Source organism: Hasllibacter sp. MH4015, from assembly GCF_020177575.1.
Lineage (GTDB): Bacteria > Pseudomonadota > Alphaproteobacteria > Rhodobacterales > Rhodobacteraceae > Gymnodinialimonas.
Genome location: NZ_JAHTBK010000001.1, coordinates 1,190,498 through 1,214,785, shown reverse-complemented (window position 1 = coordinate 1,214,785; position 24,288 = coordinate 1,190,498). Strand labels below are relative to the sequence as shown.

The following is a 24,288-nucleotide window of genomic DNA, read 5'->3' as shown; positions in this document are numbered from 1 at the left end:
TATCCCATGGGGTGGCGAAGGGGGCAAGGGCGAAATGTGGTATGTGGCGTGGGCAGGAGGGTTTGCGCCGACTGCGTCGTCGCCCGGCGCAAATTTCGGGGCGAAATTTGCGGGCGGGGGCGCTGCCCCCGTCGCCCGTGGGGCGACTCCCCCGGGATATTTTCGGCACATGGAAGACGGGCCCGCGGGTCAGCCCTTGAAACCCGTGGCCACCACGAACTTTTCCGAGCTGTCTTGCCGGGAGGCCCCGGGTTTGACGTTGGCGACTTTCTTGAAGCGTTGCTTGAGCGTGTGCTGCAACGTGCCTTCCGCGCCACCGGCGAGCACCTTGGCCACGAATGTGCCGCCCGGTTCCAGCACGTCGAAGGCCAGCTCCGCCGCCGCCTCACACAGCGCGATGATGCGCAGGTGATCGGTCTGCTTGTGGCCCGACGCGCTGGCGGCCATGTCGGACATCACCACATCGGCCTTGCCATTCAGCCATTCCTTCACCTTCTCGTCGGCATCGTCTTCCATGAAGTCGAGCTGATGCAATTCGCAGCCCGCAATCGGCTCCATCTCCTGAATGTCGAGGCCGATGATGCGACCCACCGCCTTGCCGCTTTTCTCCCCCAGCGCGTTGACGCGGCGCGCGGCGACCTGGCACCAGCCACCGGGGGCGCAGCCCAGGTCCACGACCCGCGCACCGGGGACGAGGAAACGGTACTTGTCGTCCAGTTCGAGGATCTTGTAGGCGGCCCGCCCGCGATAACCGTCGCGCTTGGCGCGCGCCACGTAGGGGTCGTTCAATTGCCGTTCCAGCCAGCGGGTCGAGCTGAGCTTGCGTCCACGGGCGGTCTTGACCTTCACTTTCAGGTCACGCTGACCGCGTCCGCTCGTGTTCTTAACCATGTCCGGCCTTTCAGGGCGCTACTCGTCGTAGAGCCGGTTCTCGTCATTGTGTTTCAGGCGCTTCTCCACCTCCGCAAGGGGCACGTCAAGCTGGCCCTGGGCGTGGATCGCCTCTCCATAGGTCGGCAACCCTTCGGTGGGCGCGGCGCGATCGGGCGACCACAGGGCGGAGCGCAGGATCGCCTTGCCGCAATGGTAGAACGCCTCCTCCACCCGCACGACGATCGCGAAATCGGGTACGCGACCCTTGATCGCCATGCGCTCGCGCAAGGCCAGGTCGCGGACGATCTCTGCCGATCCGTTCACGCGCACGACCTCGTTGCGGTTGGGCACAAGGAAGATAAGCCCGATCCGCCCGGTCGCAAGGATATTGCGAAATCCCATGAAGAGGTGATTTCCCGGACGGTCGGGAATGGCGAGGGTCTTGTCGTCGAGGACGCGCACGAACCCCGCCGGGTCCCCCTTGGGGGAGGCGTCGACACGCCCGTCCGCATCGAAGGTGGCCATGACCACGAAGGGCGAATGCTCGATCCAGACCCGGCAATGGGTGTCGATATGGTCCAGCACCTTGTGGCGTTGGGCGATATGGATGCCGTCCACAACCTCCCTTATCTGGGCCTCGCTGGTGATGGGATCGGTGATCTCGTAGGGCATCAGCGCCTCAATACGGCCCGTCTTCCAGCACACCGTCCCGGCTCATCTGCGCATAAAGCAGCCCTTCGCGCAGACCCCGGTCGGCGACGGACAGCCGGTCGGTGGGCCAGGCCCGGAGCAGCGCCTGAAGGATCGCGGCCCCCGACATGATGAGGGTCTGCCGGTCGCGCCCGATGCGCGGGTCGCGGCGGCGACCGTCGGGGCCGAGCGCCAGGTAGCCGTTGATGACCGTGTCGATCTGATCCGACGTCATCCGTAACCCGTCCACCTTGTTGCGGTCGTAGCGGCGCAGGCCAAGATGGGAGGCCGCGACCGTCGTGACCGTCCCGGACGTGCCGATGATCTGGAACCCCTCCCGCGCCTGATCGGCCGCGTCGATATAAGGGGAGAATTCGGCAAGCTGTTCCTCGAAATACCAGCTCATCAAGGCAAACCGCGCGCCATCGTCGGCCACGTCGTCATACATGTCCTTGAGCGTGGCCACGCCGAGCGGGATGGAGATCCAGTCCACCACCTTGGCGCGGGGAAACACCGTGTCGTCGTAGTCAAAGCCCTGGTGCAGCCGCATGATCGCCTTGGGACGCTCCAGCTTCGGCACCCGGCCCAGGTCGATCCACACCAGCTCCGTCGAGCCGCCGCCGATATCGACGACCAGCAATTGCTCCGTCCGGGTGGAGACGAGCGGCGCGCAGGACACGACGGCAAGCCGCGCCTCCTCCTCCGGCTCGATGATCTCCAGCTCCAGCGATGTCTCGCGTTTGACGAGCGCGATGAATTCGCCCGCATTCGTGGCGCGGCGGCATGCCTCGGTCGCGACAAGGCGCGCGCGTTCCACCCGGTGCTTGCTCAGCTTCTTCTGACAGATCTTCAGCGCGCCTACCGCGCGGGCCATCGACGCCCGCCCCAACCTGCCGGAGGCTTCAAGCCCCTGCCCCAACTGGACCGACTTCGAAAAGCTGTCGACCACGTGAAGCTGGCTGCCCTTGGGCTGCGCGATCAGCATCCGGCACGAATTGGTGCCCAGATCCAGCGCGGCGTAAAGGTCATCGGGGTCGGGGCCTGCCTTGACCTGCGCCGGTGCGCGGTGTTCGACAGGCGGCAGCGGTCCCGGCTCCCCTTTCGGGGCGACCGGGGCAACGGGTCTTGGAAACGGGCCTTCTCCGCTTGGGCGTTTGCGCGACATGGGCCGTGCGATGCCTCTCGAATTGCTGGTTGGCCTGACCGTAGCCCGGATGGGGACGCGAAACAACTCCACGACCGCCCCTGCCCCCGCGCGCCCTCATGATCTTGATGAGGATTTCGGGCCCGCCCGAGGGTGGCTGTGGCCCAGTTGGACAGGCTATGGAGGGACCGGGAAAAAGCCGCGCGTCGTTTTGGCCGCGCGTCATGTCGAAAACAGGACCGGTGGGGCGCGGGCGCACCCCTATGGTGGCGCAAACCGGCCGGGGCGACTCGGCGGATCGAGGAAGGATGACAATGGCTGCGATCACTCATGTCTTCTGGCGCGACATCCCCGCCCAGGTGATCATCGGCAAGGGCCGCACGGGGGCCAAGGCACCGCTGCCCGAACGGTTCGAGCAGGCCATCGACCGCGCCGCCATGAAGGTGGGCGCCAAGGACGAGGATGCCTATCTGGCCGGGTTCCGGCGGGTCGTGGTGGGGGAGGCCCAGGGCGACCTGGCCGACGCCGCGAAGGCCGAAGCCGCGGCGCTCGACGCCGCCTATGACGATGCCCGCCTGAAAACCCTGATCGACGCCGAGGGGCATGACCCCGCCACGGCCGCCTGATCCTTGACCCCCTGGGAGAAACTGATGTCGCTTCTGTCGTTCCGCAAGCCCGCCGCCGCGCCGGCACCCGACACCGCCCCCACGCCCGAGATGGTGGCGCTCCTGCGCGGCCACTCGATCGAGGTGATGCCCCGCACCGCCGAGAAGGTGGATGATTTCCGCAGCTACCTGCCGGCCGGCACCCGCGTCTACATCGCCCATATCGACGGGACGGAAATTGACGACATGGTTGCCACCGCCGCCCGCCTGCGCGCCGAAGGGTTCGAGCCGATGCCGCATTTCCCGGCCCGCTCTATCCCCGATGCGAATACGCTCAACGACTGGATCGCGCGGTACAAGGGAGAGGCCGACATCAACCAGGCGCTCGTCCTGGCCGGTGGCATCGCCCAGCCACGCGGCGATTTCGACTCCTCCATGCAGCTTCTGGAAACCGGCCTTTTCGATCGCGCGGGCATCACGCGCCTGCACGTGGCGGGCCACCCCGAAGGCAACCGCGACATCGACCCCAATGGCGGTGACGCCGCGGTCATGGACGCTCTGCGCTGGAAACAGGCCTTCAGCGAGCGCACCGATGCGGAAATGGCCATGGCCACCCAATTCGCGTTCGAGGCCGGGCCGGTCATCGCCTGGGCCGACCGCCTGAAGGCGGAAGGCATCACCCTGCCGATCCATCTGGGCATCGCGGGGCCCGCCAAATTGCAGACGCTCATCAAGTTCGCCATTGCCTGCGGCGTCGGCCCGTCGCTGAAAGTGCTGCAAAAGCGCGCCAAGGACGTGACCAAGCTGCTTCTGCCGTTCGAGCCGGATGAGATCATGGCGGAGCTTGCAACCCACAAGGCCGCACACCCCGACAGCCTGATCGAGGCCATTCATTTCTTCCCCCTCGGCGGTATCAAGACCAACGCCAAATGGGCCATCGCCAATGGCGGTGCTTCCGCCGCGCCCGCAAATCCCGACGCCGACATCTAAGTCGCCCCTTCCCGAAAGAGCAGTGAAATGACGCGCACAGTCATCGAGTCGAAAACCAAGACCACCGTGATCGGCTTCGATCAGCCGTTTTGCGTGATCGGGGAACGGATCAATCCCACCGGCCGCAAGATCCTCAACGAGGAGTTGGAGCGGGGCGATTTCTCCCGCGTGGAGAAGGACGCCATCGCCCAGGTGGCCGCGGGGGCCACGGTGCTCGACATCAATTCCGGCGCCGTCTTCTCCAACAAGATGGCCGAGGATCCGCGCTACGCAGACAACAATTTCGTGGAACCCACGCTGATGAAGCAGCTGGTGGAGGTTGTGCAGGCTGTCACCGATTGCCCGCTCTGCATCGACTCGTCGGTCCCCGGCGCGCTGGAGAACGGCCTTGCGGCGGCGGAGGGGCGTCCGCTCCTGAACTCCGTCACCGGGGAGGAGGAGCGCCTGGAACTCGTCTTGCCGCTCGTCAAGAAATACAACGTCCCCGTCGTGGCCATCTCCAACGACGATACCGGCATTTCCGAGGACCCGGACGTCCGCTTCGCCGTCGCCAAGAAGATCGTGGAACGTGCCGCCGATTTCGGCATCCCCGCCCATGACATCGTCGTCGACCCGCTCGTCATGCCCATCGGGGCCATGGCCACGGCGGGCCACCAGGTCTTCACCCTCGTCCGGCGTTTGCGGGAGGAGTTGGGTGTGAACACGACCTGCGGGGCCTCCAACATCTCCTTCGGGTTGCCCAACCGCCACGGCATCAACAACGCCTTCCTGCCCATGGCCTTCGGTGCGGGCATGACCAGCGCCATCATGAACCCCGTGGCGCTCCCCACCGGCCCCAAGAAGATCGCCGAGAAAAAGGCGCAAGTTGAGGCCGCGGGCATCGTCCTGCCCGAGGGTATGGAGGATGAGGCGTTCTGCAAGCTCTTCGGTCTCGGCTCCACCAAGCCGCGCCCCGGCAAGGAGATGGAGGCGATCCGCGCCGCCAATTTCCTGCTGAACCACGACGATGGTGGCGGGGCCTGGATCGCCTTCAACAAGGATCCCGACGCCGCGCCCCGCCGCGGGCGTGAGGGCGGTCGACGGGGCCGTGGGTGACGGCGCGCGCCAAACCCATGTCCTTCCCCGCATCCCGGCCCGTGTCGGGGTGCGCAGCTCCGTGACACTCCCCCCACCCCTGCCCCCATCGCACTGGATCTGGCCCGCGCTCCGGATGCTGCGGCGCATCGTGCTGATCGCGCTTGTCGTGCTCCTCGCCAATTACCTGCTCGGCCTGTCGATGGACATGGCCGAGACCTTGCCCGGAACCGCGGCATCGCCGATGCAGGGCGTGGTCCTGATGGCGGCGCTAATCGTCTATGCCCTGCTGATCGCCACCCCCTTCGTGCCGGGTATCGAGATCGGGCTGGCGCTTCTGTTCCTGCGTGGCGCGTCCATCGCACCGGCCGTTTACGGCGCGACCGTCCTCGGCCTGATCCTTGCCTACCTCCTCGGGCGCTTCATGAAGGAAGACGCCCTGTCGCGCCTTCTGTCGGACCTGCGCCTGCGCCGCCCGGCGGCCTTCGTGCATCGCATCACCCATCTGGGCACCGCCGCGCGCGAGGCGGAGTTGGAGGCGATGCTGCCGCGTTGGCTCTCCGTTCCGTTCCTGCGCTACCGCTACCCGACCCTCGCCCTGCTCCTGAACCTTCCCGGCAACGTGGCCCTCGGTGGCGGCGGCGGGCTGATGATCGTGGCGGGCCTGTCGCGCCTCTACCATCCCGTGGGGACGCTTCTGACCATCGCCATCGCCGTGCTTCCCGTGCCATTGATGATCTGGTGGTTCGGCACCGGAATGCTGACCCTTCTGCCGACCCAGTGAAAAGACGCCCCATGCCCAATACCCAGCCCCTCGTCATCTTCACCCCGTCCGGCAAGCGTGGCCATTTCCCGGTCGGCACCCCGATCCTGACCGCCGCGCGGCAATTGGGGGTGGACCTCGACAGCGTCTGCGGCGGGCGGGGCATCTGTTCCAAGTGCCAGATCACGCCCTCCTACGGCGACTTTCCCAAGCACGGCGTCACGGTTCAGGACGGCGCGCTCAGCGACTGGAACGAGGTGGAGGCGCGCTATGATCGGGTGCGCGGCCTCAAGGCGGGCCGTCGCCTGGGCTGTCAGGCCCGCGTGGAAGGCGACATCGTCGTCGACGTGCCGCCCGAATCCCAGGTCCACAAGCAGGTCGTCCGCAAGGCCGCCTCCACCCGGCCCATCGTCATGGATCCCGCCACCAAGCTGGTGATGATCGACGTGGTGGAACCCGACATGCACTCCCCTTCCGGTGATCTGGAGCGGGTGGCCGACGCGCTGCAATCGCAATGGGGCATCGGCCCCGTGACCGCACGCCTGCCGGTGCTCAAGGCGCTGCAACCGGCACTCCGCAAGGGCAAGTGGCAGGTCTCCGTCGCCGTCCATACACCTGCCTATTCTGACACGTCCGAGATCCTCGGCATCTGGCCCGGCTTCCACGAGGGCGGGCTTTACGGTCTGGCCGTGGATCTCGGCTCCACCACGATCGCCGCGCATCTGTGCGACCTCTCCGATGGTCGTGTCCTGGCGTCGTCGGGCCTGATGAACCCGCAGATCCGCTTCGGCGAGGATTTGATGTCCCGCGTCTCCTACGTGATGATGAACCCAGGCGGCGATGCGGAGATGACGGCAGCCGTGCAGGACGCGCTCAAAACGCTCAGCCTCGAAATCACGGCGGAGGCCGATATCGACCCGACGCTCATCTTTGAAACCGTCATTGTCTGTAATCCGGTTATGCATCACCTTCTGCTCGGCATCGACCCGGTGGAACTGGGTCAGGCCCCCTTCGCGCTCGCCACCTCCGGCAGCCTCACACTCCCGGCGCGCGATGTGGGCCTGACCGGCATCGCCCCCACCGCGCAGCTCTACATCCTGCCCTGCATCGCGGGCCATGTGGGGGCCGACGCCGCCGCCGTCGCTTTGGCCGAGGAACCCAACAATTCCAATGACCTCGCGCTCATCGTTGATGTGGGAACAAACGCGGAGATCCTGCTGGGCGACACCAACGGCGTTCTCGCCTGCTCCTCCCCCACCGGGCCCGCCTTCGAGGGCGCGCAGATCAGCGCAGGCCAGCGCGCCGCGCCCGGTGCCATCGAACGGATCGAGATCGACCCCGCCACCAAGGAGCCGCGCTTCCGTGTTATCGGCGTGGATGAATGGTCCGACGACCCCGCCTTCCCCGCCGACACCCAGATCACCGGCATCTGCGGCTCCGGCATCATCGAAGCGGTGGCGGAGATGCGCATGGCGGGCCTTCTGGACGCCTCCGGCCTCATCGGCAGCGCGGAGGCCACCGGCACGCCCCGCTGCGAACCCACGGGCCGCACCCATGCCTACCTGATCCACGACGCCACCGATCAGGGCGGGCCCCGCATCACCGTCACCCAAGGCGACATCCGCGCCATCCAACTGGCCAAATCCGCGCTCTACGCCGGTGCGCGCCTCCTGATGGATCACCGCGGCGTCGACAAGGTCGACCGCGTGGTGCTGGCAGGCGCGTTCGGTGCCCACATCTCCCCCAAACACGCCATGGTGCTTGGCATGATCCCCGACGTGCCGCTCGACAAGGTGCAATCGGCGGGCAACGCCGCCGGCCACGGCGCGCGCATCGCGCTCTGCAACCGCGCCGCCCGCACCCGGATCGAGGAGACTGTCCACAAGATCCACAAGGTCGAGACTGCGATCGAGCCGAAATTCCAAGACCACTTCGTCAACGCCAACGCCATCCCCCACGCCACCGACCCCTTCCCCGAACTGGCGCAGGTGGTGGCTTTGCCAGACGTGGCCTTCGGCGCCAGCGGGACGGCGCCGGGGGGCGAAGGCGGTGGACGGCGCAGGCGCCGCCGGGGGTGACGATCCAGGCCGGCCGCCGCTTGCGCCAAAGCGTCCGAAAAATACGCCCTAGGACATTGCCCCGCCAAGCGTCATCGGCTTCGCCGGTTGGGCCACACGCGCGACCGGCACGGGGCAGAACATCTTGATTTCAAATTGTTTCGTTGGAAAATTGGACCTGCGAATCAAATTCCTGAGGTCTCATATGGCACGTGCGCCGATCACTTTTCTTGCTCTGACACTTGGCGCTGCGACCGCCGCCCAAGCGGATATCCGCGACATTCAAACCTTCCTCACCGAACGGGGCTGCAATCCGGGCGGGATTGACGGTGCCTGGGGGCAAGGGTCTCAACGCGCGCTCGACCGCTTCAACACGACCTCGTCCTACGTGATCATGCGGTGGACATCGCCCGAGAGCCTCGCCGACATCCCGGCAGAGGCGGTCTGCACCGACGACCGGCAGCTTCTGCTGCCCACGCCGGAACGGGTCGATTTCGTCGGCGGTCCATTCACGGTCGCCAGTACGGTTCTGGGCGGCACGGACATTCGCGAACTGGGATGTCCGGACTGCACGACAACGCCCCGGCTCCTGGCGGCGATTGATTTCGACGACGACGGTGCGGACGAATTGCTCGTGACCCATGAGGCCTTCGGTCAGGACGACATCGCCGTCAATGTGCCGAACCGGATCGTCGTTCTCCGTGGCGACGGGTCCGTCTTCGAAGACGCGGTGGAAGGGGGCCTGCCGTCGCGGGTCCATGCACGCGAAGCCCATGTTGCCGATTTCAACGGTGACGGGGTCGACGACCTCTTGGTGATCGCCCATGGTCAGGACACCCGCCCCTTCCCGGGCGAGCAAAACGCGCTTTTCCTGTCGCGGCCGGGACAGCCCCACCTCGATGCATCCTTCTCGCATCTGCCGGAACGCAACGACTTCTCCCATGGCGGCGGGGTCGGCGATCTGGACGGGGATGGCGATATCGACGCCTTCATCGTCACGAATGACGGCGACGTCACGGATTATCCGCCCTACGCGCTTCTCAATGACGGCACGGGCCAATTCACTCTGTCGGAGGCCAGCAACCATATCGACCCCGCGCTCACGCGCATTCAGGGGGGCGGCCACAATTTCCTGACCGCGCGCATCGTCGATGTAGACGGAGATGGCGTCACCGACCTGATCCTCGCCGGAAGCCGCTGGGATCGCGCCCAAAGCTTCGTTCTCTTTGGGGATGGGGACGGTCGGTTCGGCGACGACCGCGAATTGGTCCTGCCGCACGGGCCTTACGGGGACGCCACGAACGTGAACGATGTGGATGCCGTCGACATCGACGGCGACGGGGATCTCGACCTCGTATCTCTCCACCTCGGTCCGTCCGAGGATCGCGGCGGCTTCCGCGGCCTGTATATCCAGGTCCTGATCAACGAGGGCGATTACTTCCGCGACGAAACCGCGACCCGCATCTGGGGGCAGGATTGGCGCGATCAGGAACGGATTTCGATCTCCCACAACCTGTTCTTCGCGGATCTTGACGGCGACGGGGACCTCGATCTGATCGTCCAGGGCCTCGACGCGAACGGCGACCGCGACCTGGCGCGGCGGCTTGGGCTCAATGACGGGACGGGTCGATTCCTGCCGATCGAGATGACCTGGCCCACGCGCATGAACCGCTCCGCCCGCCAGTTGCTGCCGGGCGATTTCAACGGCGACGGTCGCGTGGATCTGGTTGGCTACAGCCTGATCACGCGCGGCCCCCTCGCGGTTGGAGCGTTTCACGAACTCTACGAGAATGCAGGCGACTAGACGCTGGCACGTCGGCGCAAGGACGAATGAGCGGGTCGGGCTCCGACCCGACCTTCGCCGCACCCGAAACCTACTCCGCCAGCCGTCCCGTCTTGCCGTTCCGCGCATCGCTGGCGCGGGGGCGGCGGGTGGCGGCCTTTGGTGATCCGAGGGGTGTCAAAGCTCTCGTATTTCGTGATGAATATCAGTCTTATATAGACTTTTCAAAGGCTTAACCCCCGCTCGCACGCGTGCGACCTCACCCACTCCCCGCTTGACGCCCGCGCGGCCCAAGCGTATCCAGCCATCCAGGCGGCGGGTATGGTGAAAAGGTATCACGAAAGCTTCCCAAGCTTCAGTTACGGGTTCGATTCCCGTTACCCGCTCCAGCTCTCCCACCGGTCCCTAGCGCCGCGTCGGCCCGCCCCGCCCGGGGCTCGTGTGCCGGACCTTGCCCCCTCGGCGCGTGGGTTTCGTCCGCGTGTTCTTCGCATCACGGTCCCGCCAGAACACCACGTAGGCCGCGACCGCGATGATTCCGACGGCCAGGGCGGCCACGCCCCCGAAGGCCCAGACCATGATCTCCATATCGTCCCCCTACCCCGTCAGATCCGTCACCAGCCCCGGCACCTCGGACCAGTCCGCGAACGCCGCGTGGTGGGCAAGCTCGTCCACCGGCGTGCTGCGATAGCCTTGAGTGTAAAGCATGAACGCCACATCCGCACGCAAGGCCGTCTCCGCATCCACCTCGCTGTCGCCCACATAGATCGGTACGCCCTCCCCCAACGCATCCAGCGCAGCGCGAAGCGGGGCGGGATCGGGCTTTCGCACCGACAGGCTGTCGCCGCCGATGACGACCTCGAAAAATCGGGCAAGGTCGAGATGGGCCAGAACCGCGCGGGTGGGGGCGATCGGTTTGTTGGTACAGAGGCCCATCCGGTGCCCCTGCCCCTTGAGCTCCGCCAGCACCTCCGCCGCGCCGGGATAGATCTCGGTCAGGTGAACCGCCCCCTCGTAACGCGCCACAAAACGGTGGAGGAGGTCGCCATGCATCCCGTCCGGCAGACCGCGCGCCGCCATCATGCGCGTCACGAAGATTGCCGCACCGGCACCCACGAACCCCCGCGTCTCCGCAAGGCTGAGCGGCGCCGCGCCCGTCCCCTCCAACGCGCCGTTGGCCGCCAGCCGGATATCCGGGGCACTGTCGATCAACGTGCCGTCCAGATCGAAAACGATGCGCGCCATCTTGCCCCCTTCCGCCCAACGCGACACCATGGTCCCCGCCCGAAAATCACAAAGGCCGAAGATGTCAGACCTGCCCTATCACACGCCGCTTGGGCCCGACAGGCTCCGCGCGCTCGGCATTCCCGCACCCTGGACCTACGGGCTGGCGGACCGGGTCCGCTTCGGGGAGCTGGACGCGATCGGCCACGTCAACCACACCGCTTACCTGCGCTGGTTCGAAAGCTTTCGCCTGCCCTACCTGAAGGCGCGCGCCGTTACCGATTACGGTCCGACCGCCCCGCGCCTGGTGCTGAAACAAGTGACCTGCACCTACCTGGCTGAAATGGGGTTGGGGGAGGACTATATCGTCACGGGACGCGCCAGCCGGTTCCGCAGAACCTCGTTCACCATGGATTTCGCGGTCTGGCGGGTCGGCGACGAAGTGGCGCGGACGGCGGAGGGGGGCGCGATTGTCGTCCTTCTCAACCGCGACGCGCCGGGCCGCTACCCGATCCCCGATGCAGGCCGCGCCGCGTTCACCGAGCAGGATGGCGCGGTGGCGGAGGGCTAGATCCCGCCCGCCGCCTTGACCGCCGCGACCAGCGCGCGGGTCGACCCGTCCTTGTCCGCGTCCTCCGCCTCCCCCGTCAGGACCGGCTCCAGCGCGACGGCAAGCTCCTTGCCCAGTTCCACACCCCATTGGTCGAAGGAATTGATGCCGAGGATCACCCCCTCCACGAACACACGATGTTCATAGAGCGCAATGATCTGGCCAAGGGTAAACGGCGTTAACTGATCGTAGAGCAGCGTGGTGGACGGGCGATTGCCCGGGAAGACACGGTGGGCGGCCTGCCGCTCCAACTCCGCGCCTGTCAGCCCCTTCTTCCCCATCAACGCGCGCGCCTCCTCCATCGACCGGCCCCGCATCAACGCCTCGGATTGCGCCAGGCAATTGGCGACGAGCAGTCGGTGGTGGTGGGTCAGGTTTGGTTCATGCCCGCGCGCGGCAAGCAGGAATTCACACGGCACCACGCGCGTACCCTGGTGGATCAACTGGTAGAAGGCGTGCTGCCCGTTCGTCCCCGGCTCTCCCCAGACGATGGGGCCGGAATCGACCTGCAACCGGGTGCCATCCATGGCAACGGACTTCCCGTTGCTCTCCATCTCCAATTGCTGAAGGTAGGCGGGCAGCCGGGACAGGCGGTTGTCATAGGGCAGCACGGCGCGGGTCGCAAAGCCCTGCACCTGGTTGTGCCAGATGCCGACAAGGGCCAGCAGCACGGGCAGGTTGTCGCCCAGATCGGCCTCCTGGAAATGGCGGTCCATGGCGGCGGCACCGTCCAGGAATTGCTGGAACGCCGCGTCCCCGACCGCGATCATCAGGCCAAGGCCGATCGGTCCCCAAAGCGAATAGCGCCCGCCGACCCAATCCTCGAACCCGAAGACCCGCTCGGGCGGGATGCCGAACGCGCCCGCCTTGTCGGTGGCCGACGACAAAGCCACGAACTGCGCGGAGGGATCGGCCACCGCCTCCGCCATCCAATCGCGCGCGGTGCGGGCGTTCGTCATGGTCTCGATCGTGGTGAATGTCTTGGACGCAACAATCACCAAAGTCGTTTTCGGATCAAGACCTTGCAAGGCGTCGTTGATGTCCGCCCCATCGACGTTGGAGACGTAATGCACACGCGGCCCATCGTGATACGGCGCCAGCGCAAGCGTCGCCATGGCAGGCCCAAGGTCCGAGCCGCCGATGCCGATATTTACCACATCGGTGATCGCGCCGCCCTGCCCGGCAAACCCACCCCCACGCACGGCCTCGGCAAAGTCGTAAAGCCGCGCGCGGGTCTCCAGCACGCCTGCCATGACATCCGCGCCATCGACAATGATCGGCCCCCCGGACGCGCGCAGCGCAGTGTGCAGAACGGCGCGCCCCTCCGTCTCGTTAATCTTCTCGCCCGAGAACATCGCCGCGCGGCGGCCCTCCACGTCGCTGGCCCGCGCGAGGTCGAGCAGCAGGCCGCGCGCGCCCGCGTCGATCCGGGTCTTGGAATAGTCGAACAGCATCCCGTCCGCCCGGACGGAGAACGACTCCGCCCGTCCGGGATCTTCAAAAAGATCAAGGATATGCCGGTCGTCGTTGCGATCTGCGTGGTCGCGCAAGTTTGCCCAGAGATCCGCCATTGCCGCTACTCCGCCCAATGCACGGTCGCGCCCTGGATCACGGCGCGGATCGGGGCCTCGCTCGGCGTCAATTGCATCGCCCGTTCCAATGCCGCGCGCTTCTCCGCGCCGGTAATCACCACATGCTTGCTGAGCGCGCCGTTCAGAACCGGGGCGGTTAGGGTGATCCGCGTCTCGCCCGCGCCCTCGGCGCGCATCGGCATCAGGCGCGGCGCGTCCCCGGCCAGGGCGGCCTCCAGGTTGTCGGCCCCGGGAAACAGGCTGGCGGTGTGCATGTCCGCGCCCATTCCCAGAAGCAAGACCGAGATCGGCAAATGCCCCTCCAACCCCTCGGCCAGTTCCTCCATCGCGTCCTCCGGCGCCGCCCCGTCCTTGTAGAGCGGCAGCAACATCGCCGCCGACGCCTTCGATGTCAGAAGCCTCTGGCGCAGCAATCTCGTGTTGGAGCGGTCGTGATCCTCCGGCACCCAGCGTTCGTCGTTCAGGATCACCGCGACCCTGTCCCAATCCAGCGCCTGTTCGCTCAGCACGTCAAAGATCGGCCCCGGCGTGGTGCCGCCCGGTACGCAGAATGTCGCGCTGTCATGGCGGCGCAGGCAATCGGCCAATTCGCCCGTCAGGGTATCGGCCAGGTCCAGCATCATCATTTCGCTGTCGGGATATTCAACCAGGTTCATCTCACGCCTCCTTGCAGGCCTCTATCACGACAATTCCCGCCAGCGGCGCCCGTCGCGGTGCAGCAGCATCAACGCCTCCTCCGGCCCCGAACTGCCCGCATCGTAGGTCACGGGCCGGTCGCCGCGCGATTGCCAGCCGTCGATGATCGGATCGGTCCAGGCCCAGGCGGCCTCCACTTCGTCACCGCGCATGAACAGCGTCTGGTTGCCCCGGATCACGTCCATGATCAGCCGTTCATAGGCATCCGGCACATGCGCCGCGTCGGGCCCCAACGCCTCGGCAAAGGTCATGTCGAGCGGGACATCGACCAGACGCATGCCCCCCGGGCCCGGTTCCTTGATCGTCACGCGCAAATCCATCCCCTCGTCCGGTTGCAGACGGATCGACAGCACGTTGGCGCGGCTGCCCGCATCGGCATCGAAGATCGAATGGGGTGTTTCCTTGAACGTCACCACGATCTCGGATTTCCGCGCCTTCAGCCGCTTGCCGGTGCGCAGGTAGAACGGGGTCCCCTTCCAGCGCCAGTTGGAGATATGCAGCTTCATCGCGATGTAGCTTTCGGTGCGGCTGGCCGGGTCCTCCGCATGGTCGAGGTAGGAGGCACCGAGCGCCCCGTCATATTGCCCGCGCACGATGTCGCCCGGATCAACTGGGTCAAGCGCGCGGATCACCTTCAGCTTCTCGTCGCGCACCGCGTCTGGGTCGAATTTCGACGGCGGTTCCATCGCGGTCAGGCACAGAAGCTGCATCAGGTGGTTCTGCACCATGTCCCGCATCGCGCCGGACTTGTCGTAATAGGCCCCGCGCCCTTCCACGCTGACTTCCTCGGCCACGGTGATCTGCACGTGGTCGACATATTGCGCGTTCCACAACGGCTCGAACAGGACATTGCCGAACCGCACCGCCATCAGGTTCTGGACCGTTTCCTTGCCCAGGTAATGGTCGATCCGGTAAATCTGCGTCTCGTCGAAATGTTCGGCCAATGTGGCATTGAGCTCCTTGGCGGAGGCCAGGTCGCGCCCGAACGGCTTTTCCACCACGATCCGCGCATCGTCGCGCGCAATCCCGTGGCTGTGCAGCCGCTCGGCCAACGCACCGAAGAGGCTCGGGCCGACGGAGAAGTAAAAAGCCTGGATCGCGCCGTCGCGCATCTTCTCCTTCAGGTCGGGCCAGCCGCCATCCCCCATCGCGTCGATCGGCAGGTAATCGAGGCGCTCCAGGAACGCCTCCATCCGGTCGTCGCGTTCATCTTCGTGCAGGAATTCGTCGAAGGCCGCGCGGATCTCCGTGCGGTAGCCACCGGCGTCCAGATCCGCGCGCGCCGCCCCGATGATCCGCGCCTCGTCGGGCATCTGCCCGTCCCGGAACCGCCGATAGAGCGCCGGCAGGATCTTGCGCCGCGCCAGATCGCCCGTGCCGCCGAAGATCACCAGATCGAACGGATCGACCGGAATAACGCGTGAGACCATGGGGCACCTCTCAAAGCTAGTGTTAGCGCTAACGGAGCCACTCTTAGCGAGACCGTTTCGGGAAGTCTAACAAAACACGCACCCGCGACAATGTGAGTGTTCGGGTGGGCGTGAAAAGGGGAGGTCGCTTGGGGGAGTGATTCGGTTTGCGGACTCTACTGCCGTTCACTCGAACGATGTGAGAGTCCGCTTGCGGCGCTATGCTGCCTTTTCAGTTCGCGCGAGGAGGATAGCAGCCGTTCCCATCAACCCGGCTGAGGCGCGGTTGATGATCCTACGTCGCAAGGGGGTAAGGGCATGCGCTCCGACCAGAGTCCCTGCTGAAACCCACAGGAGCGCAGCCACGCCTTCGACCAGCAGATAAAGCGTACCCAGTGCGAAGAGCTGCGGCATGAGGGCAGCACCATCGTTGACGAACTGAGGAAGGAACGCGGTCAGCAAAAGGTAGGCCTTAGGGTTGCCCATCAGCGTAAGAAACTCGCGGCGCATCAGTGTGGACACCTCCGGCGCTTCGATCTCCTTGGAGACATCCGCAGTCCAGAATTGCCACGCTAGGTAGAGTAGATACGCGACGCCGACCCACTTCAGAGCGACGAATGCGACTTCGGACGTGCGAAGTAATACGTCGAGACCCAAAGAGACTAGGACGACCAGCACTGCCCATGCCGCCAGCCGACCGAATATGCCCTTGGTAGTCCGGAGCCATCCGGCTTTTGTTGCCGAAATGAAGGCCAGCAGATTGTTTGCTCCCGGCGATACCCCCAGAAGCAGCGCGGCCGGAAGGAAAATGAGAAGTTGTTCAAGCGTCATGGCCAAATCCTGTGCGTTTGGGAAGGCAGTATAGCGCATTGGCTGTGGAAGACATCATCGCGCATGAGCGGCCATTCGCTCGCCACGCAGCAAACAGGAGGTATGGGCCCAAACCCGACCCTCGCCACCCCAGCAACGCCCCCCTACTCCTTCCGCAGAGCAGCCCACCACTCCCTCGGCTTGACCCGCGCCCGCGCCCGCCGTGCGGCGATCCGGCGCGCCCAGGCGCGGCCCCGGTCTCCGAACGCGCCCGTGGCCAGCCGATACCACGCCCGGTCCAGCCAGCCCGTGCGCGGGCGCGGGCGCGTGAACGGGCAGACCCGCATGCAGATCGCGCAATCGGATTTCAGCTTGGCCCAATATCCGAAACACGCCTCCGCATCCGACGACCATTTCCTGACGCCCCGCTGGGTGGAGGGGGAGCCTTTCGTCACCTCCTCCCCGAAATCGGGCGGCCCGAACGGCAACGCCTTCACCGGGCACGCCACGGCGCAGACATCGCAGGCGTCGCAATAATCGTTGAGGCCCAGGGCGCGCGGCGCATCGACCGCCAGGGGCATGTCGGTGAAGATCTTGGAGAACCGCACCCGTGGCCCGAAGTCCGGGGTCAGCACCATCTGGTTGCGCCCGTATTCCCCAAGCCCCGCCTTGATCGCGTAGGGGATGACAAGGGCCGTGTCATTCATGGAGGCGACGGCCCGATAACCGAGGTTGCGGATATAGGCCGCGACCTGCATCACGATGGCCGCCTCGTGGGAATATTCGCGACCCGTCGCCGCCCCCGCCAGCGCGCTGGGATAGGTCTCCACCAGGTCGGCATCCATCGCGTGGCCCATCACGATGACACGGGACAGGCCGTCGGGCAGATCATTTGCGACGGGTTCCATCACCCGCACATCGGGGCGGTCGGCGTAATGCCAGCGCGCGTCGAAATCGGTGATGCCGACAAGATCGGCCCCGAAGATCTTGGCAATCGCCTTCACCTCCGCCGCCTCGACGCCCGGATCGCCCAATTCCACCTTGTCCGGCGCAACCGGCGTGTCGTCGCGGATCGCCCCCTGGAAGCCCTCGCGTATCCCCTCCGCCGCGCTTCGCTCCGACACGATGTCCGAGATCAGCCAGGCCGCGTTGCGCAGCGCGAAATCCTTCTGGGTGAACCCGTCCCCCCGGCGCGGCGCGGCCTCCATCCGGTAGGAGGCGAAGAAGGCGTCCGTGTCGTCCGTGCGCACTCGGTCGTCCCAGAAGGCCCGCGTGAAGATGTCGTTCATCTGGCTGAACCGCTCGAATGCGTCCGAGACTTCGAACCCGGCGGCCCGGTCGCTGTCCGCAAGATGCTCCGGCAATCGGTTCTTGGGATAGGTCATGGACGCCATCGCCGGTATATACCGGAAATATACCCAGGATATACCGACCCTATATCCCCGATCTCGCGCCTCACGGCTGCATCGCGCAGATCAGTTCGAACATCACCGACGCCCCCAGCCACGCGGTGATCCCCCCAGTGTCGAAAGGGGGTGAGACCTCCACCAGATCCGCGCCGATTACGTCGAGGCCCCGGATCGCCCGCATGCACTGGATCGCGTCGAACGAGGTCGGCCCCCCCACCTCCGGCGTGCCCGTGCCGGGCGCGTAGGCCGGGTCCACGAAGTCGATGTCGAAGGACACGTATGTCGGCCCATCCCCCACAACCTCGCGCGCCACCTGCATCACGGAGGGCCAGCCCCGTTCCATGCATTCCTCAATCGGCAGGATGCGCACGCCCCGCTCGTGGCCGTAGTCGAAATCGGACGTGTTGTAGGATGTCCCCCGCATCCCCGCCATGACGCAGCGCGCGGGATCCAGGCACCCTTCCTCGATCGCCTGCCGGAACGGGTTGCCATGGGTCAGGGTCTTGCCGCCGAAATAGGGCGGGTAGAGGTCGGTGTGACTGTCCAGCAAAATAAGGCCGAACGCCTCTCCGCGCGCCTTGCGCAGCTCCCGCAGAACCGTCAGCGTACACAGGTGATCGCCGCCCACCATGACGGGCCGGATGCCTTGCGCCAGGACGCCCGCGATGAAGCTCTGCGCGTCGGCCAGCGCCTCGTCCTGGTCCACGGGGCTCATCGCCACATCCCCCAGATCGGCAATGCGCGCGGCCTGGAACGGCATTTGCCCGGTGGACCGGTTCATCTCCCGGATCATGGTGGAGGCATCGCGCAGCGCCCGCGGCCCGTGACGCGCACCGGGGCGGTTCGACGTGGCCCCGTCCCAGGGCAGCCCGAAAATCCCGATCTCCACCTCCGCGCGCTTCGGATCATCCGCCGCGAGGTGGGGCAGCCGCATGAAACTCGGCACCCCCGCATAGCGCGGCAGATCGGTACCGGACGGTGGCTGGAAAAACGGATCGGACATGGCTGCGGCTCCCTTGGCTCGGCGCCACGCTAAACTCGCCGCCCCGCGCTGTCACCGCCCCTCTTTGCTTCGGAAATACCTCGGGGGTTTGGGGGCTGGCCCCCAATCCGGTCTCACGCTTCCAGCTCGGAATCCCAATAGAGGAAATCGACCCAGCTTTCGTGCAGGTGATTGGGCGGGAATTGCCGCCCGCGATTGCGCAATTCCTCCGCCTCCGGCTGGCGCGGCGCGCGGCGCAGGGACAGGCCCGATTGCCGCAAGCTCTTGGAGCCTTTGCGCAAATTGCACCTGGAACAAGCCGCAACGACGTTTTCCCAAGATGTCACACCGCCCCGCGCCCGGGGCACCACGTGATCGAAGGTCAAATCCCCTTTCGCCCCGCAATATTGACACGAGAACCCGTCCCGGAGGAACAGGTTGAACCGCGTGAAGGCCACGCGCTTTTGCGGCTTCACGTAATCACGAAGCACCACGACCGACGGGATGCGGATGGAGGTCGACGGGGAATGCACGTAATCGTCGTATTCAGCCACGATCTGCACCCGGTCCAGCCATACCGCCTTCACCGCTTCCTGCCACGGCCACAATGACAGGGGGTAGTAGCTGAGCGGGCGGTAATCCGCGTTCAGCACGAGGGCCGGGTTGTGGCGCAAGGCCCCCGGTTCCCTGACGAAAGACGTTCGGAATTCAATCTCGCTGGTCGCCTGCATTTAGGGACTCACCCTCCACCCTGCTTGCCTCGGTTCGGCACCAGAGCGGGAGCACCCGCTCCAGCCTTGGGGCCACTATATCTAGGTGCAGCCCACCGGCAAGCAAAATAGATCAAGTAGCTCGGGGCCAGTGATAGGGGGGCTTCGTGACGCGCCGATGACAGGGTCGGGACGGCGCGCGCGACCGCTTTCCTAGCCCGGAAGCTTGTCTTTCAGGAAGGCCAGCGCGACGGATAATCCATCAGGCGCGATGCCGTGGCCCGTCCCCTTCATGATGTGGGCATAGACCTCTTCCCAGCCCGCATTTTGCAGGCCTTCCGCCGCCTCGGGCAGGCTTTGGGGCGGAACCACGTCATCGGCATCCCCGTGGATCAGAAGGACCGGCGGGCGGACCACGACGTCATCGACCAGCGCCTCCGGCTCCAGCAGCCGGCCCGAGAAACCGACGATTCCCGCGAAGGCCTCCGCCCGACGGGGCGCGACGTGCAGGCTTATCATCGTACCTTGGGAAAACCCGACCAGGGCTGTCTCCGCCACCGTCACGCCATTCTCCGCCATCAGGTGATCGAGGAAGGCGTTGAGGTCATGGACCGCGCGCCCCATCCCCTCCGCTGCCGCTTCTTCGGACGATCCGTCGATCCACGGGATCGGAAACCACTGGAAGCCCATCGGGTTCATGGCGGAGCGTTCGGGCGCATCGGGGGCGGCAAAGACCGTGTCGGGCAGGTGCTCGGCCAGCGGATCAGCGAGGCCCAGAAGGTCGCCCCCATCCGCGCCGTAGCCGTGCAAGAACACCACGAGGCTTTTCGTTTCCCCCGAATGGGAGCCCTTGGTCTTGTAATCCAGAATGCGGCTCATCTCAGCGTCCCTATCGTTCATTGCGCCTTAAAGAGCGCCCTCGCGTTTCGTCCGTGCCCGGTAGTAGGCCCAGAGCGCGCGGGCGGCAATGGCGCGCACTGGCGACCAGTCTTCGGCCATCACGCGCATTTCCCTTTCCGCGGGGCGTGCGGGGAGGTCGAACAGAAGCTTCGCGCCCTCCTGCAAGGCCAGGTCACCCGCCGCGAACACATCCGCGTGGCCAAGCGCGAACTTGGCGTAGATCTCCGCCGTCCAGCGCCCGATGCCCGGCACGGCGATCAGGGTCTGCAACACCTCCTCCGCCGGGGCGTGGCGCAGGCCCGCGTAATCGAGGCGGGCATCCACCAACGCGCGGGCGTAGCGGACTTTCGGCCCCGACAGGCCACAGCGTTTGAGGTCTTCGTCGCTGCCCCTGCACACCGCCTCTTCCCGGTCGAACCCTTCGGCCTGCAACCGGCCCCAGATCGCCGCCGCCGACGCGGTGGAGACCTGTTGGCCCACGATCGCGTGCAACAGCGCGCTGAACCCGTCCGCCCGACGGCGAAGCGGCAAGGGCCCCGGGATCGCGGCAAACCGAGGCTCCAGTCGCAGCAGGTATTGCCGACCGGCCTCCACATCCGCCGCCGTCTCGATTCGATCGGGAACCGTTCGCTCTCTCGCCATCCGACACGCTCCCCTCACTGTCCCATGCACCGTGAAATCGGTCCCCCGCGACGTCGCGCGAAACGTGACATCCCCACATCTGGACCCGGCTCGGCAAAGTCTATACCGCTGGCGATATGGTGGACAGCACGCAAACCCATGCCGTCCCGGATGATCGCAGGGCCAAGCGCAACGTGATCGTCCTGGTGATGGCGCAGGCCCTTCTGGGCAGCCAGATGCCGATGATCTTCGTGGTCGGCGGCCTTGCGGGGCTGATGATCGCGCCGTCGCCCGCCCTGGCCACGATCCCGATCTCGCTGATTGTGTTCGGGTCCATGACGACCGCGCCCTGGCTGTCGGCGGTGATGCAGCGCCACGGGCGGACTGTGGGCTTCTATATCGGCGCGCTTGGCGGCGGGATCGGGGCCGCGACATCGGCCTACGGGCTCTGGATCGACAGCTTCCCGGTCTTCCTGTTCGGCTCCTACCTGACCGGCATCTACATGTCGGCGCAGGGGTTCTATCGCTTTGCCGCGACCGACACGGCATCCGATGCGTACCGGCCCAAGGCGATTTCCTACGTCATGGCGGGCGGGCTTCTGTCTGCCTTCATTGGCCCACAACTGGTCAAGGCCTCGTCCGAGGCGACGGTTGTGCCCTTCCTCGGCACCTACGCGGTGGTGATCGCGATCAACGTGATCGGCGCGGCCCTGTTCGCCTTCCTCGACCTGCCCAAGCCGGAACCCGCGCGGGCCGATGCCCCCCGTGGCCGTAGCCGGGCCGAGCTGCTTCGCAACCCCCAGATCGTCGTGGCGATGATCTGCGGCGCCGTCTCCTATTCCCTGATGAACCTGATGATGACCTCCACGCCGCTGGCCGTGGTGGGATGCGGGTTCACCACGGGCAACGCGGCCGATGTGGTGTCAGCCCACGTGATCGCGATGTTCGGGCCGTCGTTCTTCACCGGCCACCTGATCGCGCGGTTCGGGGCCACCCGGATCGTGGCTTTGGGCCTGTTCCTGCTGGCCTGCGCGGGCGGCGTCGCCTTGACGGGGGTGGAGCTGTTCCAGTTCTTCGGGGCGCTGATCCTCCTGGGCATCGGCTGGAACTTCGGCTTTATCGGGGCGACGGCGATGTTGACTGCCGCCCATGCGCCGGAGGAACGCGGCGCGGTCCAGGGCATGAACGATTTCGTCGTCTTCGGCACCGTGACGATCGCCTCCTTCAGCTCCGGTCTGCTGATGTATTCGGGCGGGGAGGATGTGGTACAGGGCTGGACCGCCGTGAATATCGCGATGGTGCCGTTCCTTGTGCTTGCCGGTGCCGCGCTGATCTGGCTGGCCCTGCGCCCGCAGACCAGCACCGCGTGATCCGCGGCTTCAGATGCGGCCCAGAAACGCCGCGCCCATCAGGCTCAGCCGTTCGCTGATGGGGGAAGCGTCCAGCCCGCCTTGCGCCACCAGACCCGGCGTGCGGGCGGCGCGTTGCAAGATCGCTTTCGCCCCCGCCGCCTCGAACAGGGCCGCCCGCGCGGGCATCGGCTGATCCACACGCCCCGGCCAATTCCCGAGTGCCGTTTGTGCCAGGCCCGCGACCGTCTCCGCCCGTCCGTCCACCAGCGGCACACGCCCCCGCGCTTCCAGATCCGGGATCGCCAGAAGGAACCGCGCGAGGCCCGCACCAAAGCCAATGGCCCGCGTTCCCGCATCGGGCGTCCCGCCAAGCGCGCGCAGCCCCGCTTCCATCAGATGCGCGGAGGTCTGGGTCAGGTAGTCGGTGAAATGGCCCGCATCCTCGAACGGGTCCTTGTAGATGTCCCAGCGGCGGGCGGCGACCAGTTGGTCGAGCAGCCCCGCGCTCTCGCGGTCCAGAAACCCCAGCGCATCGACCACTTCGTGCCGCCTGCCTCGGCCGTCGGACACTTCTTCCAGGGCATCGCGCCACCATTGCAGGCGCATCTCCGCGATCATCGGCTCTTCCGTCAGCCACGGGGCGCGGCTGACCTCGATGTTGAACGCGTAAAGCGGTAGCAGGACCTCGCGCGCCTTCAACGGCCCGGCCATCGCAGCGCGGAACCGGCGCGGGTCGCCGCGCGCGACCAGCTCGGCGCAGGCCTGAAGGCTCACGTCGGGCGCACCACGGACAGAAGATAGCCGGTCTCGTGCTTGTGCTTGCGCCAGCGCTCCGGCTCCTGCCCCTCGTCGTCGAGCAGCTTCAGCAACCGTTCATCCGCCCCCCGGCGCAGCTTGGCAACGCGGTCCTCCAACGGGCGATAGTAGCTTTCCCACCCGATGTCGGAGACCGGGCGCGCGGCCAGCGTCTCGAACCCCGCCGCCGCGATCTGTGCCGCAATGCCGTCCGGGTTTGTCAGCTTGTCGTAGCCGCCCCAGAACGCCACCGCGCCTTCGGAGGGATTGTCCGTAAACAGGCACGGCTCGGAAAACGCGATCACGCCGCCATCCGCCAGCGCCTTGCGCCATGCGTCCAGCGCCGTCTCGATCCCCACGAAATAGACCGCACCCGCAGACCAGATGAAATCAAACGGCCCTTCGGGGGACAGGAAATCCCCGGTCAGGAGCGTGACCCGATCATCCTTGCCCCAGCGTGCCTGCGCCGCTTCGATGAACGGCGCGTGCTGGTCGATCGCCGTCACGTGGCCGCGCGCCGCCACGCGCAGAAGCGCGCCGATGTCGCCACCCGGCCCCGACGCGGCATCCAGCACGTGGGCGCGCGACGTCACCTCCCCCACCTCCGCCGCCCAAGCGACATCCGCCGTTTCCCCCGGCCCTTCGCGGGGCAGATCGGCATGTAGGGTGAAGAAGCTTTCGGCGTCGAAGTCGGTCATAATCTACCAATCATGGAAGCAGGGATTGTGGACGCCGTCGATTGCGCCTTCGGTGAAGGTCTCGGTCCGGCTTTCCGCCAGCGAGGAGATCTCGGCAAAGATGGCGTCCAGCGCCTGCGCGACGGGATTGCGGATGCAGGACCCTTCGCGCATATCCATGCTTCCATCATCGAACCGCACCACGATCGTATCGCGCCAGCCCTCGTCGCATTGAGCGATCAGATCGGTGGGGATCTCTTCCCAGACGGGGGTGAGGCGGTCCAGAAACTCTGTCGCAAAGCCCTCATCCACCCATTCCACGACCCGGGTACGGCTGTCACTGGCCCGGGGGCTGTCGACGCGAACGGCGCGCCCGTCGGCGACGTGGGTGAAGCCCGTCACGCCTTCGGCCTCGGACCCGCGCGAATAGCAAACGCTGGTCATGTCCTGGGCGATGGCCGGGATCGGCATGGCCAAGAAAATGGCCGCGCCCAGAAGAAATTGCCGTGCCATGGATGTGTA

Annotated in this window: 25 protein-coding genes and 1 tRNA gene; 9 read left to right on the top strand and 17 right to left on the bottom strand. The window is 66.2% G+C overall.

The annotated features are described in order from the left end of the window. Nucleotides 1-189: 189 nt before the first annotated feature. From KUW62_RS06415 to KUW62_RS06405, 3 genes are read right to left on the bottom strand one after another with little or no spacing between them, the layout of a single operon-like run. Nucleotides 190-891 carry an RlmE family RNA methyltransferase gene (locus tag KUW62_RS06415; RefSeq protein ID WP_224814679.1) on the bottom strand — a complete coding sequence of 234 codons (702 nt, stop codon included), beginning with the start codon at nucleotides 889-891 and terminating at the stop codon, nucleotides 190-192. 18 nt (nucleotides 892-909) lie between these two features. Further along, a complete protein-coding gene (locus KUW62_RS06410; protein ID WP_224814678.1) occupies nucleotides 910-1,578 on the bottom strand; it encodes a pyridoxamine 5'-phosphate oxidase family protein in 669 nt (222 codons plus the stop codon). Further along, on the bottom strand, nucleotides 1,553-2,728 hold the full coding sequence (locus tag KUW62_RS06405) for a Ppx/GppA phosphatase family protein (RefSeq protein WP_224814677.1): 1,176 nt from the start codon (nucleotides 2,726-2,728) through the stop codon (nucleotides 1,553-1,555). The genes KUW62_RS06410 and KUW62_RS06405 overlap by 26 nt, the downstream gene beginning before the upstream one ends. A gap of 293 nt (nucleotides 2,729-3,021) precedes the next feature. On the opposite strand from KUW62_RS06405, the gene KUW62_RS06400 reads away from it, so the two are divergent. The 7 genes from KUW62_RS06400 to KUW62_RS06370 all read left to right on the top strand — a co-directional run bounded on the left by KUW62_RS06400 (nucleotide 3,022) and on the right by KUW62_RS06370 (nucleotide 10,368). Further along, the gene (locus KUW62_RS06400; RefSeq protein WP_224814676.1) at nucleotides 3,022-3,333 is read left to right on the top strand and encodes a virulence factor; all 312 of its coding nucleotides are present in this window, start codon (nucleotides 3,022-3,024) and stop codon (nucleotides 3,331-3,333) included. A gap of 24 nt (nucleotides 3,334-3,357) precedes the next feature. After that, entirely contained in the window at nucleotides 3,358-4,302 is a 945-nt protein-coding gene (locus KUW62_RS06395; protein WP_224814675.1) for a methylenetetrahydrofolate reductase, read from the top strand. 27 nt (nucleotides 4,303-4,329) lie between these two features. Then, entirely contained in the window at nucleotides 4,330-5,397 is a 1,068-nt protein-coding gene (locus KUW62_RS06390) for a methyltetrahydrofolate cobalamin methyltransferase (RefSeq protein WP_224814674.1), read from the top strand. After that, nucleotides 5,369-6,160, top strand: coding sequence for a hypothetical protein (locus KUW62_RS06385; protein WP_224814673.1), 792 nt, complete (start codon nucleotides 5,369-5,371; stop codon nucleotides 6,158-6,160). The genes KUW62_RS06390 and KUW62_RS06385 overlap by 29 nt, the downstream gene beginning before the upstream one ends. Nucleotides 6,161-6,171: 11 nt before the next feature. After that, the gene (locus KUW62_RS06380) at nucleotides 6,172-8,217 is read left to right on the top strand and encodes an ASKHA domain-containing protein (protein WP_224814672.1); all 2,046 of its coding nucleotides are present in this window, start codon (nucleotides 6,172-6,174) and stop codon (nucleotides 8,215-8,217) included. Nucleotides 8,218-8,401: 184 nt separating this feature from the next. Then, nucleotides 8,402-10,000, top strand: coding sequence for a VCBS repeat-containing protein (locus KUW62_RS06375; RefSeq protein WP_224814671.1), 1,599 nt, complete (start codon nucleotides 8,402-8,404; stop codon nucleotides 9,998-10,000). Between the two features lie 294 nt (nucleotides 10,001-10,294). Next, nucleotides 10,295-10,368 (top strand) — tRNA-Gly (locus KUW62_RS06370). 16 nt (nucleotides 10,369-10,384) lie between these two features. On the opposite strand, the gene KUW62_RS06365 is transcribed toward KUW62_RS06370, so the two are convergent. Next, entirely contained in the window at nucleotides 10,385-10,567 is a 183-nt protein-coding gene (locus tag KUW62_RS06365) for a hypothetical protein (protein ID WP_224814670.1), read from the bottom strand. Between the two features lie 9 nt (nucleotides 10,568-10,576). Continuing rightward, nucleotides 10,577-11,224 (bottom strand): phosphoglycolate phosphatase, encoded by a 648-nt coding sequence (gph, locus tag KUW62_RS06360; RefSeq protein WP_224814669.1) that lies wholly within the window; start codon nucleotides 11,222-11,224, stop codon nucleotides 10,577-10,579. Between the two features lie 61 nt (nucleotides 11,225-11,285). Here gph and KUW62_RS06355 point away from each other — a divergent pair, with 61 nt between their 5' ends. Continuing rightward, nucleotides 11,286-11,774 carry a thioesterase family protein gene (locus KUW62_RS06355; RefSeq protein ID WP_224814668.1) on the top strand — a complete coding sequence of 163 codons (489 nt, stop codon included), beginning with the start codon at nucleotides 11,286-11,288 and terminating at the stop codon, nucleotides 11,772-11,774. Here KUW62_RS06355 and pgi read toward each other — a convergent pair. The 9 genes from pgi to KUW62_RS06310 all read right to left on the bottom strand — a co-directional run bounded on the left by pgi (nucleotide 11,771) and on the right by KUW62_RS06310 (nucleotide 20,963). Next, on the bottom strand, nucleotides 11,771-13,384 hold the full coding sequence (pgi, locus tag KUW62_RS06350; RefSeq protein ID WP_224814667.1) for a glucose-6-phosphate isomerase: 1,614 nt from the start codon (nucleotides 13,382-13,384) through the stop codon (nucleotides 11,771-11,773). The genes KUW62_RS06355 and pgi overlap by 4 nt on opposite strands. Nucleotides 13,385-13,389: 5 nt before the next feature. Next, nucleotides 13,390-14,061, bottom strand: a complete 672-nt coding sequence (pgl, locus tag KUW62_RS06345; protein ID WP_224814666.1) for a 6-phosphogluconolactonase — start codon at nucleotides 14,059-14,061, stop codon at nucleotides 13,390-13,392. 24 nt (nucleotides 14,062-14,085) lie between these two features. Continuing rightward, complete coding sequence (zwf, locus tag KUW62_RS06340) at nucleotides 14,086-15,531, bottom strand: glucose-6-phosphate dehydrogenase (RefSeq protein ID WP_224814665.1); 1,446 nt, start codon at nucleotides 15,529-15,531, stop codon at nucleotides 14,086-14,088. A 198-nt stretch (nucleotides 15,532-15,729) separates the two neighbouring features. Next, nucleotides 15,730-16,380: a LysE family translocator gene (locus tag KUW62_RS06335; protein WP_224814664.1), complete on the bottom strand. Its 651-nt coding sequence runs from the start codon at nucleotides 16,378-16,380 to the stop codon at nucleotides 15,730-15,732. A 104-nt stretch (nucleotides 16,381-16,484) separates the two neighbouring features. Further along, nucleotides 16,485-17,705, bottom strand: a complete 1,221-nt coding sequence (locus KUW62_RS06330) for a reductive dehalogenase domain-containing protein (protein ID WP_224814663.1) — start codon at nucleotides 17,703-17,705, stop codon at nucleotides 16,485-16,487. A 70-nt stretch (nucleotides 17,706-17,775) separates the two neighbouring features. Further along, nucleotides 17,776-18,732: an agmatinase gene (gene speB, locus KUW62_RS06325; RefSeq protein ID WP_224814662.1), complete on the bottom strand. Its 957-nt coding sequence runs from the start codon at nucleotides 18,730-18,732 to the stop codon at nucleotides 17,776-17,778. A gap of 113 nt (nucleotides 18,733-18,845) precedes the next feature. Continuing rightward, complete coding sequence (locus KUW62_RS06320; protein WP_224814661.1) at nucleotides 18,846-19,442, bottom strand: HNH endonuclease; 597 nt, start codon at nucleotides 19,440-19,442, stop codon at nucleotides 18,846-18,848. A 192-nt stretch (nucleotides 19,443-19,634) separates the two neighbouring features. Next, nucleotides 19,635-20,300, bottom strand: a complete 666-nt coding sequence (locus tag KUW62_RS06315; protein WP_224814660.1) for an alpha/beta hydrolase — start codon at nucleotides 20,298-20,300, stop codon at nucleotides 19,635-19,637. Nucleotides 20,301-20,327: 27 nt separating this feature from the next. Further along, entirely contained in the window at nucleotides 20,328-20,963 is a 636-nt protein-coding gene (locus KUW62_RS06310; protein WP_224814659.1) for a DNA-3-methyladenine glycosylase, read from the bottom strand. Between the two features lie 116 nt (nucleotides 20,964-21,079). On the opposite strand from KUW62_RS06310, the gene KUW62_RS06305 reads away from it, so the two are divergent. Then, entirely contained in the window at nucleotides 21,080-22,312 is a 1,233-nt protein-coding gene (locus KUW62_RS06305; protein ID WP_224814658.1) for an MFS transporter, read from the top strand. A 9-nt stretch (nucleotides 22,313-22,321) separates the two neighbouring features. Here KUW62_RS06305 and KUW62_RS06300 read toward each other — a convergent pair whose 3' ends face one another. From KUW62_RS06300 to KUW62_RS06290, 3 genes are read right to left on the bottom strand one after another with little or no spacing between them, the layout of a single operon-like run. Then, nucleotides 22,322-23,068, bottom strand: a complete 747-nt coding sequence (locus tag KUW62_RS06300) for a squalene/phytoene synthase family protein (RefSeq protein ID WP_224814657.1) — start codon at nucleotides 23,066-23,068, stop codon at nucleotides 22,322-22,324. After that, nucleotides 23,065-23,787: a trans-aconitate 2-methyltransferase gene (locus KUW62_RS06295; RefSeq protein WP_224814656.1), complete on the bottom strand. Its 723-nt coding sequence runs from the start codon at nucleotides 23,785-23,787 to the stop codon at nucleotides 23,065-23,067. The genes KUW62_RS06300 and KUW62_RS06295 overlap by 4 nt, the downstream gene beginning before the upstream one ends. Nucleotides 23,788-23,790: 3 nt before the next feature. Then, entirely contained in the window at nucleotides 23,791-24,279 is a 489-nt protein-coding gene (locus tag KUW62_RS06290) for a hypothetical protein (RefSeq protein ID WP_224814655.1), read from the bottom strand. Nucleotides 24,280-24,288: the final 9 nt, after the last annotated feature.

Bases quoted from the DNA above. Each gene is read 5' to 3' on its own strand.
- gph (WP_224814669.1), bottom strand. From the start codon at position 11,224: ATGGCGCGCATCGTTTTCGATCTGGACGGCACGTTGATCGACAGTGCC.
- KUW62_RS06305 (WP_224814658.1), top strand. From the start codon at position 21,080: ATGGTGGACAGCACGCAAACCCATGCCGTCCCGGATGATCGCAGGGCC.
- KUW62_RS06295 (WP_224814656.1), bottom strand. From the start codon at position 23,787: ATGACCGACTTCGACGCCGAAAGCTTCTTCACCCTACATGCCGATCTG.
- zwf (WP_224814665.1), bottom strand. From the start codon at position 15,531: ATGGTCTCACGCGTTATTCCGGTCGATCCGTTCGATCTGGTGATCTTC.
- KUW62_RS06395 (WP_224814675.1), top strand. From the start codon at position 3,358: ATGTCGCTTCTGTCGTTCCGCAAGCCCGCCGCCGCGCCGGCACCCGAC.
- pgl (WP_224814666.1), bottom strand. From the start codon at position 14,061: ATGAACCTGGTTGAATATCCCGACAGCGAAATGATGATGCTGGACCTG.
- KUW62_RS06375 (WP_224814671.1), top strand. From the start codon at position 8,402: ATGGCACGTGCGCCGATCACTTTTCTTGCTCTGACACTTGGCGCTGCG.
- pgi (WP_224814667.1), bottom strand. From the start codon at position 13,384: ATGGCGGATCTCTGGGCAAACTTGCGCGACCACGCAGATCGCAACGAC.
- KUW62_RS06405 (WP_224814677.1), bottom strand. From the start codon at position 2,728: ATGTCGCGCAAACGCCCAAGCGGAGAAGGCCCGTTTCCAAGACCCGTT.
- KUW62_RS06290 (WP_224814655.1), bottom strand. From the start codon at position 24,279: ATGGCACGGCAATTTCTTCTGGGCGCGGCCATTTTCTTGGCCATGCCG.
- KUW62_RS06415 (WP_224814679.1), bottom strand. From the start codon at position 891: ATGGTTAAGAACACGAGCGGACGCGGTCAGCGTGACCTGAAAGTGAAG.
- KUW62_RS06355 (WP_224814668.1), top strand. From the start codon at position 11,286: ATGTCAGACCTGCCCTATCACACGCCGCTTGGGCCCGACAGGCTCCGC.
- KUW62_RS06335 (WP_224814664.1), bottom strand. From the start codon at position 16,380: ATGCGCTATACTGCCTTCCCAAACGCACAGGATTTGGCCATGACGCTT.
- KUW62_RS06380 (WP_224814672.1), top strand. From the start codon at position 6,172: ATGCCCAATACCCAGCCCCTCGTCATCTTCACCCCGTCCGGCAAGCGT.
- KUW62_RS06320 (WP_224814661.1), bottom strand. From the start codon at position 19,442: ATGCAGGCGACCAGCGAGATTGAATTCCGAACGTCTTTCGTCAGGGAA.
- KUW62_RS06330 (WP_224814663.1), bottom strand. From the start codon at position 17,705: ATGACCTATCCCAAGAACCGATTGCCGGAGCATCTTGCGGACAGCGAC.
- KUW62_RS06400 (WP_224814676.1), top strand. From the start codon at position 3,022: ATGGCTGCGATCACTCATGTCTTCTGGCGCGACATCCCCGCCCAGGTG.
- speB (WP_224814662.1), bottom strand. From the start codon at position 18,732: ATGTCCGATCCGTTTTTCCAGCCACCGTCCGGTACCGATCTGCCGCGC.
- KUW62_RS06390 (WP_224814674.1), top strand. From the start codon at position 4,330: ATGACGCGCACAGTCATCGAGTCGAAAACCAAGACCACCGTGATCGGC.
- KUW62_RS06365 (WP_224814670.1), bottom strand. From the start codon at position 10,567: ATGGAGATCATGGTCTGGGCCTTCGGGGGCGTGGCCGCCCTGGCCGTC.
- KUW62_RS06310 (WP_224814659.1), bottom strand. From the start codon at position 20,963: ATGGCGAGAGAGCGAACGGTTCCCGATCGAATCGAGACGGCGGCGGAT.
- KUW62_RS06315 (WP_224814660.1), bottom strand. From the start codon at position 20,300: ATGAGCCGCATTCTGGATTACAAGACCAAGGGCTCCCATTCGGGGGAA.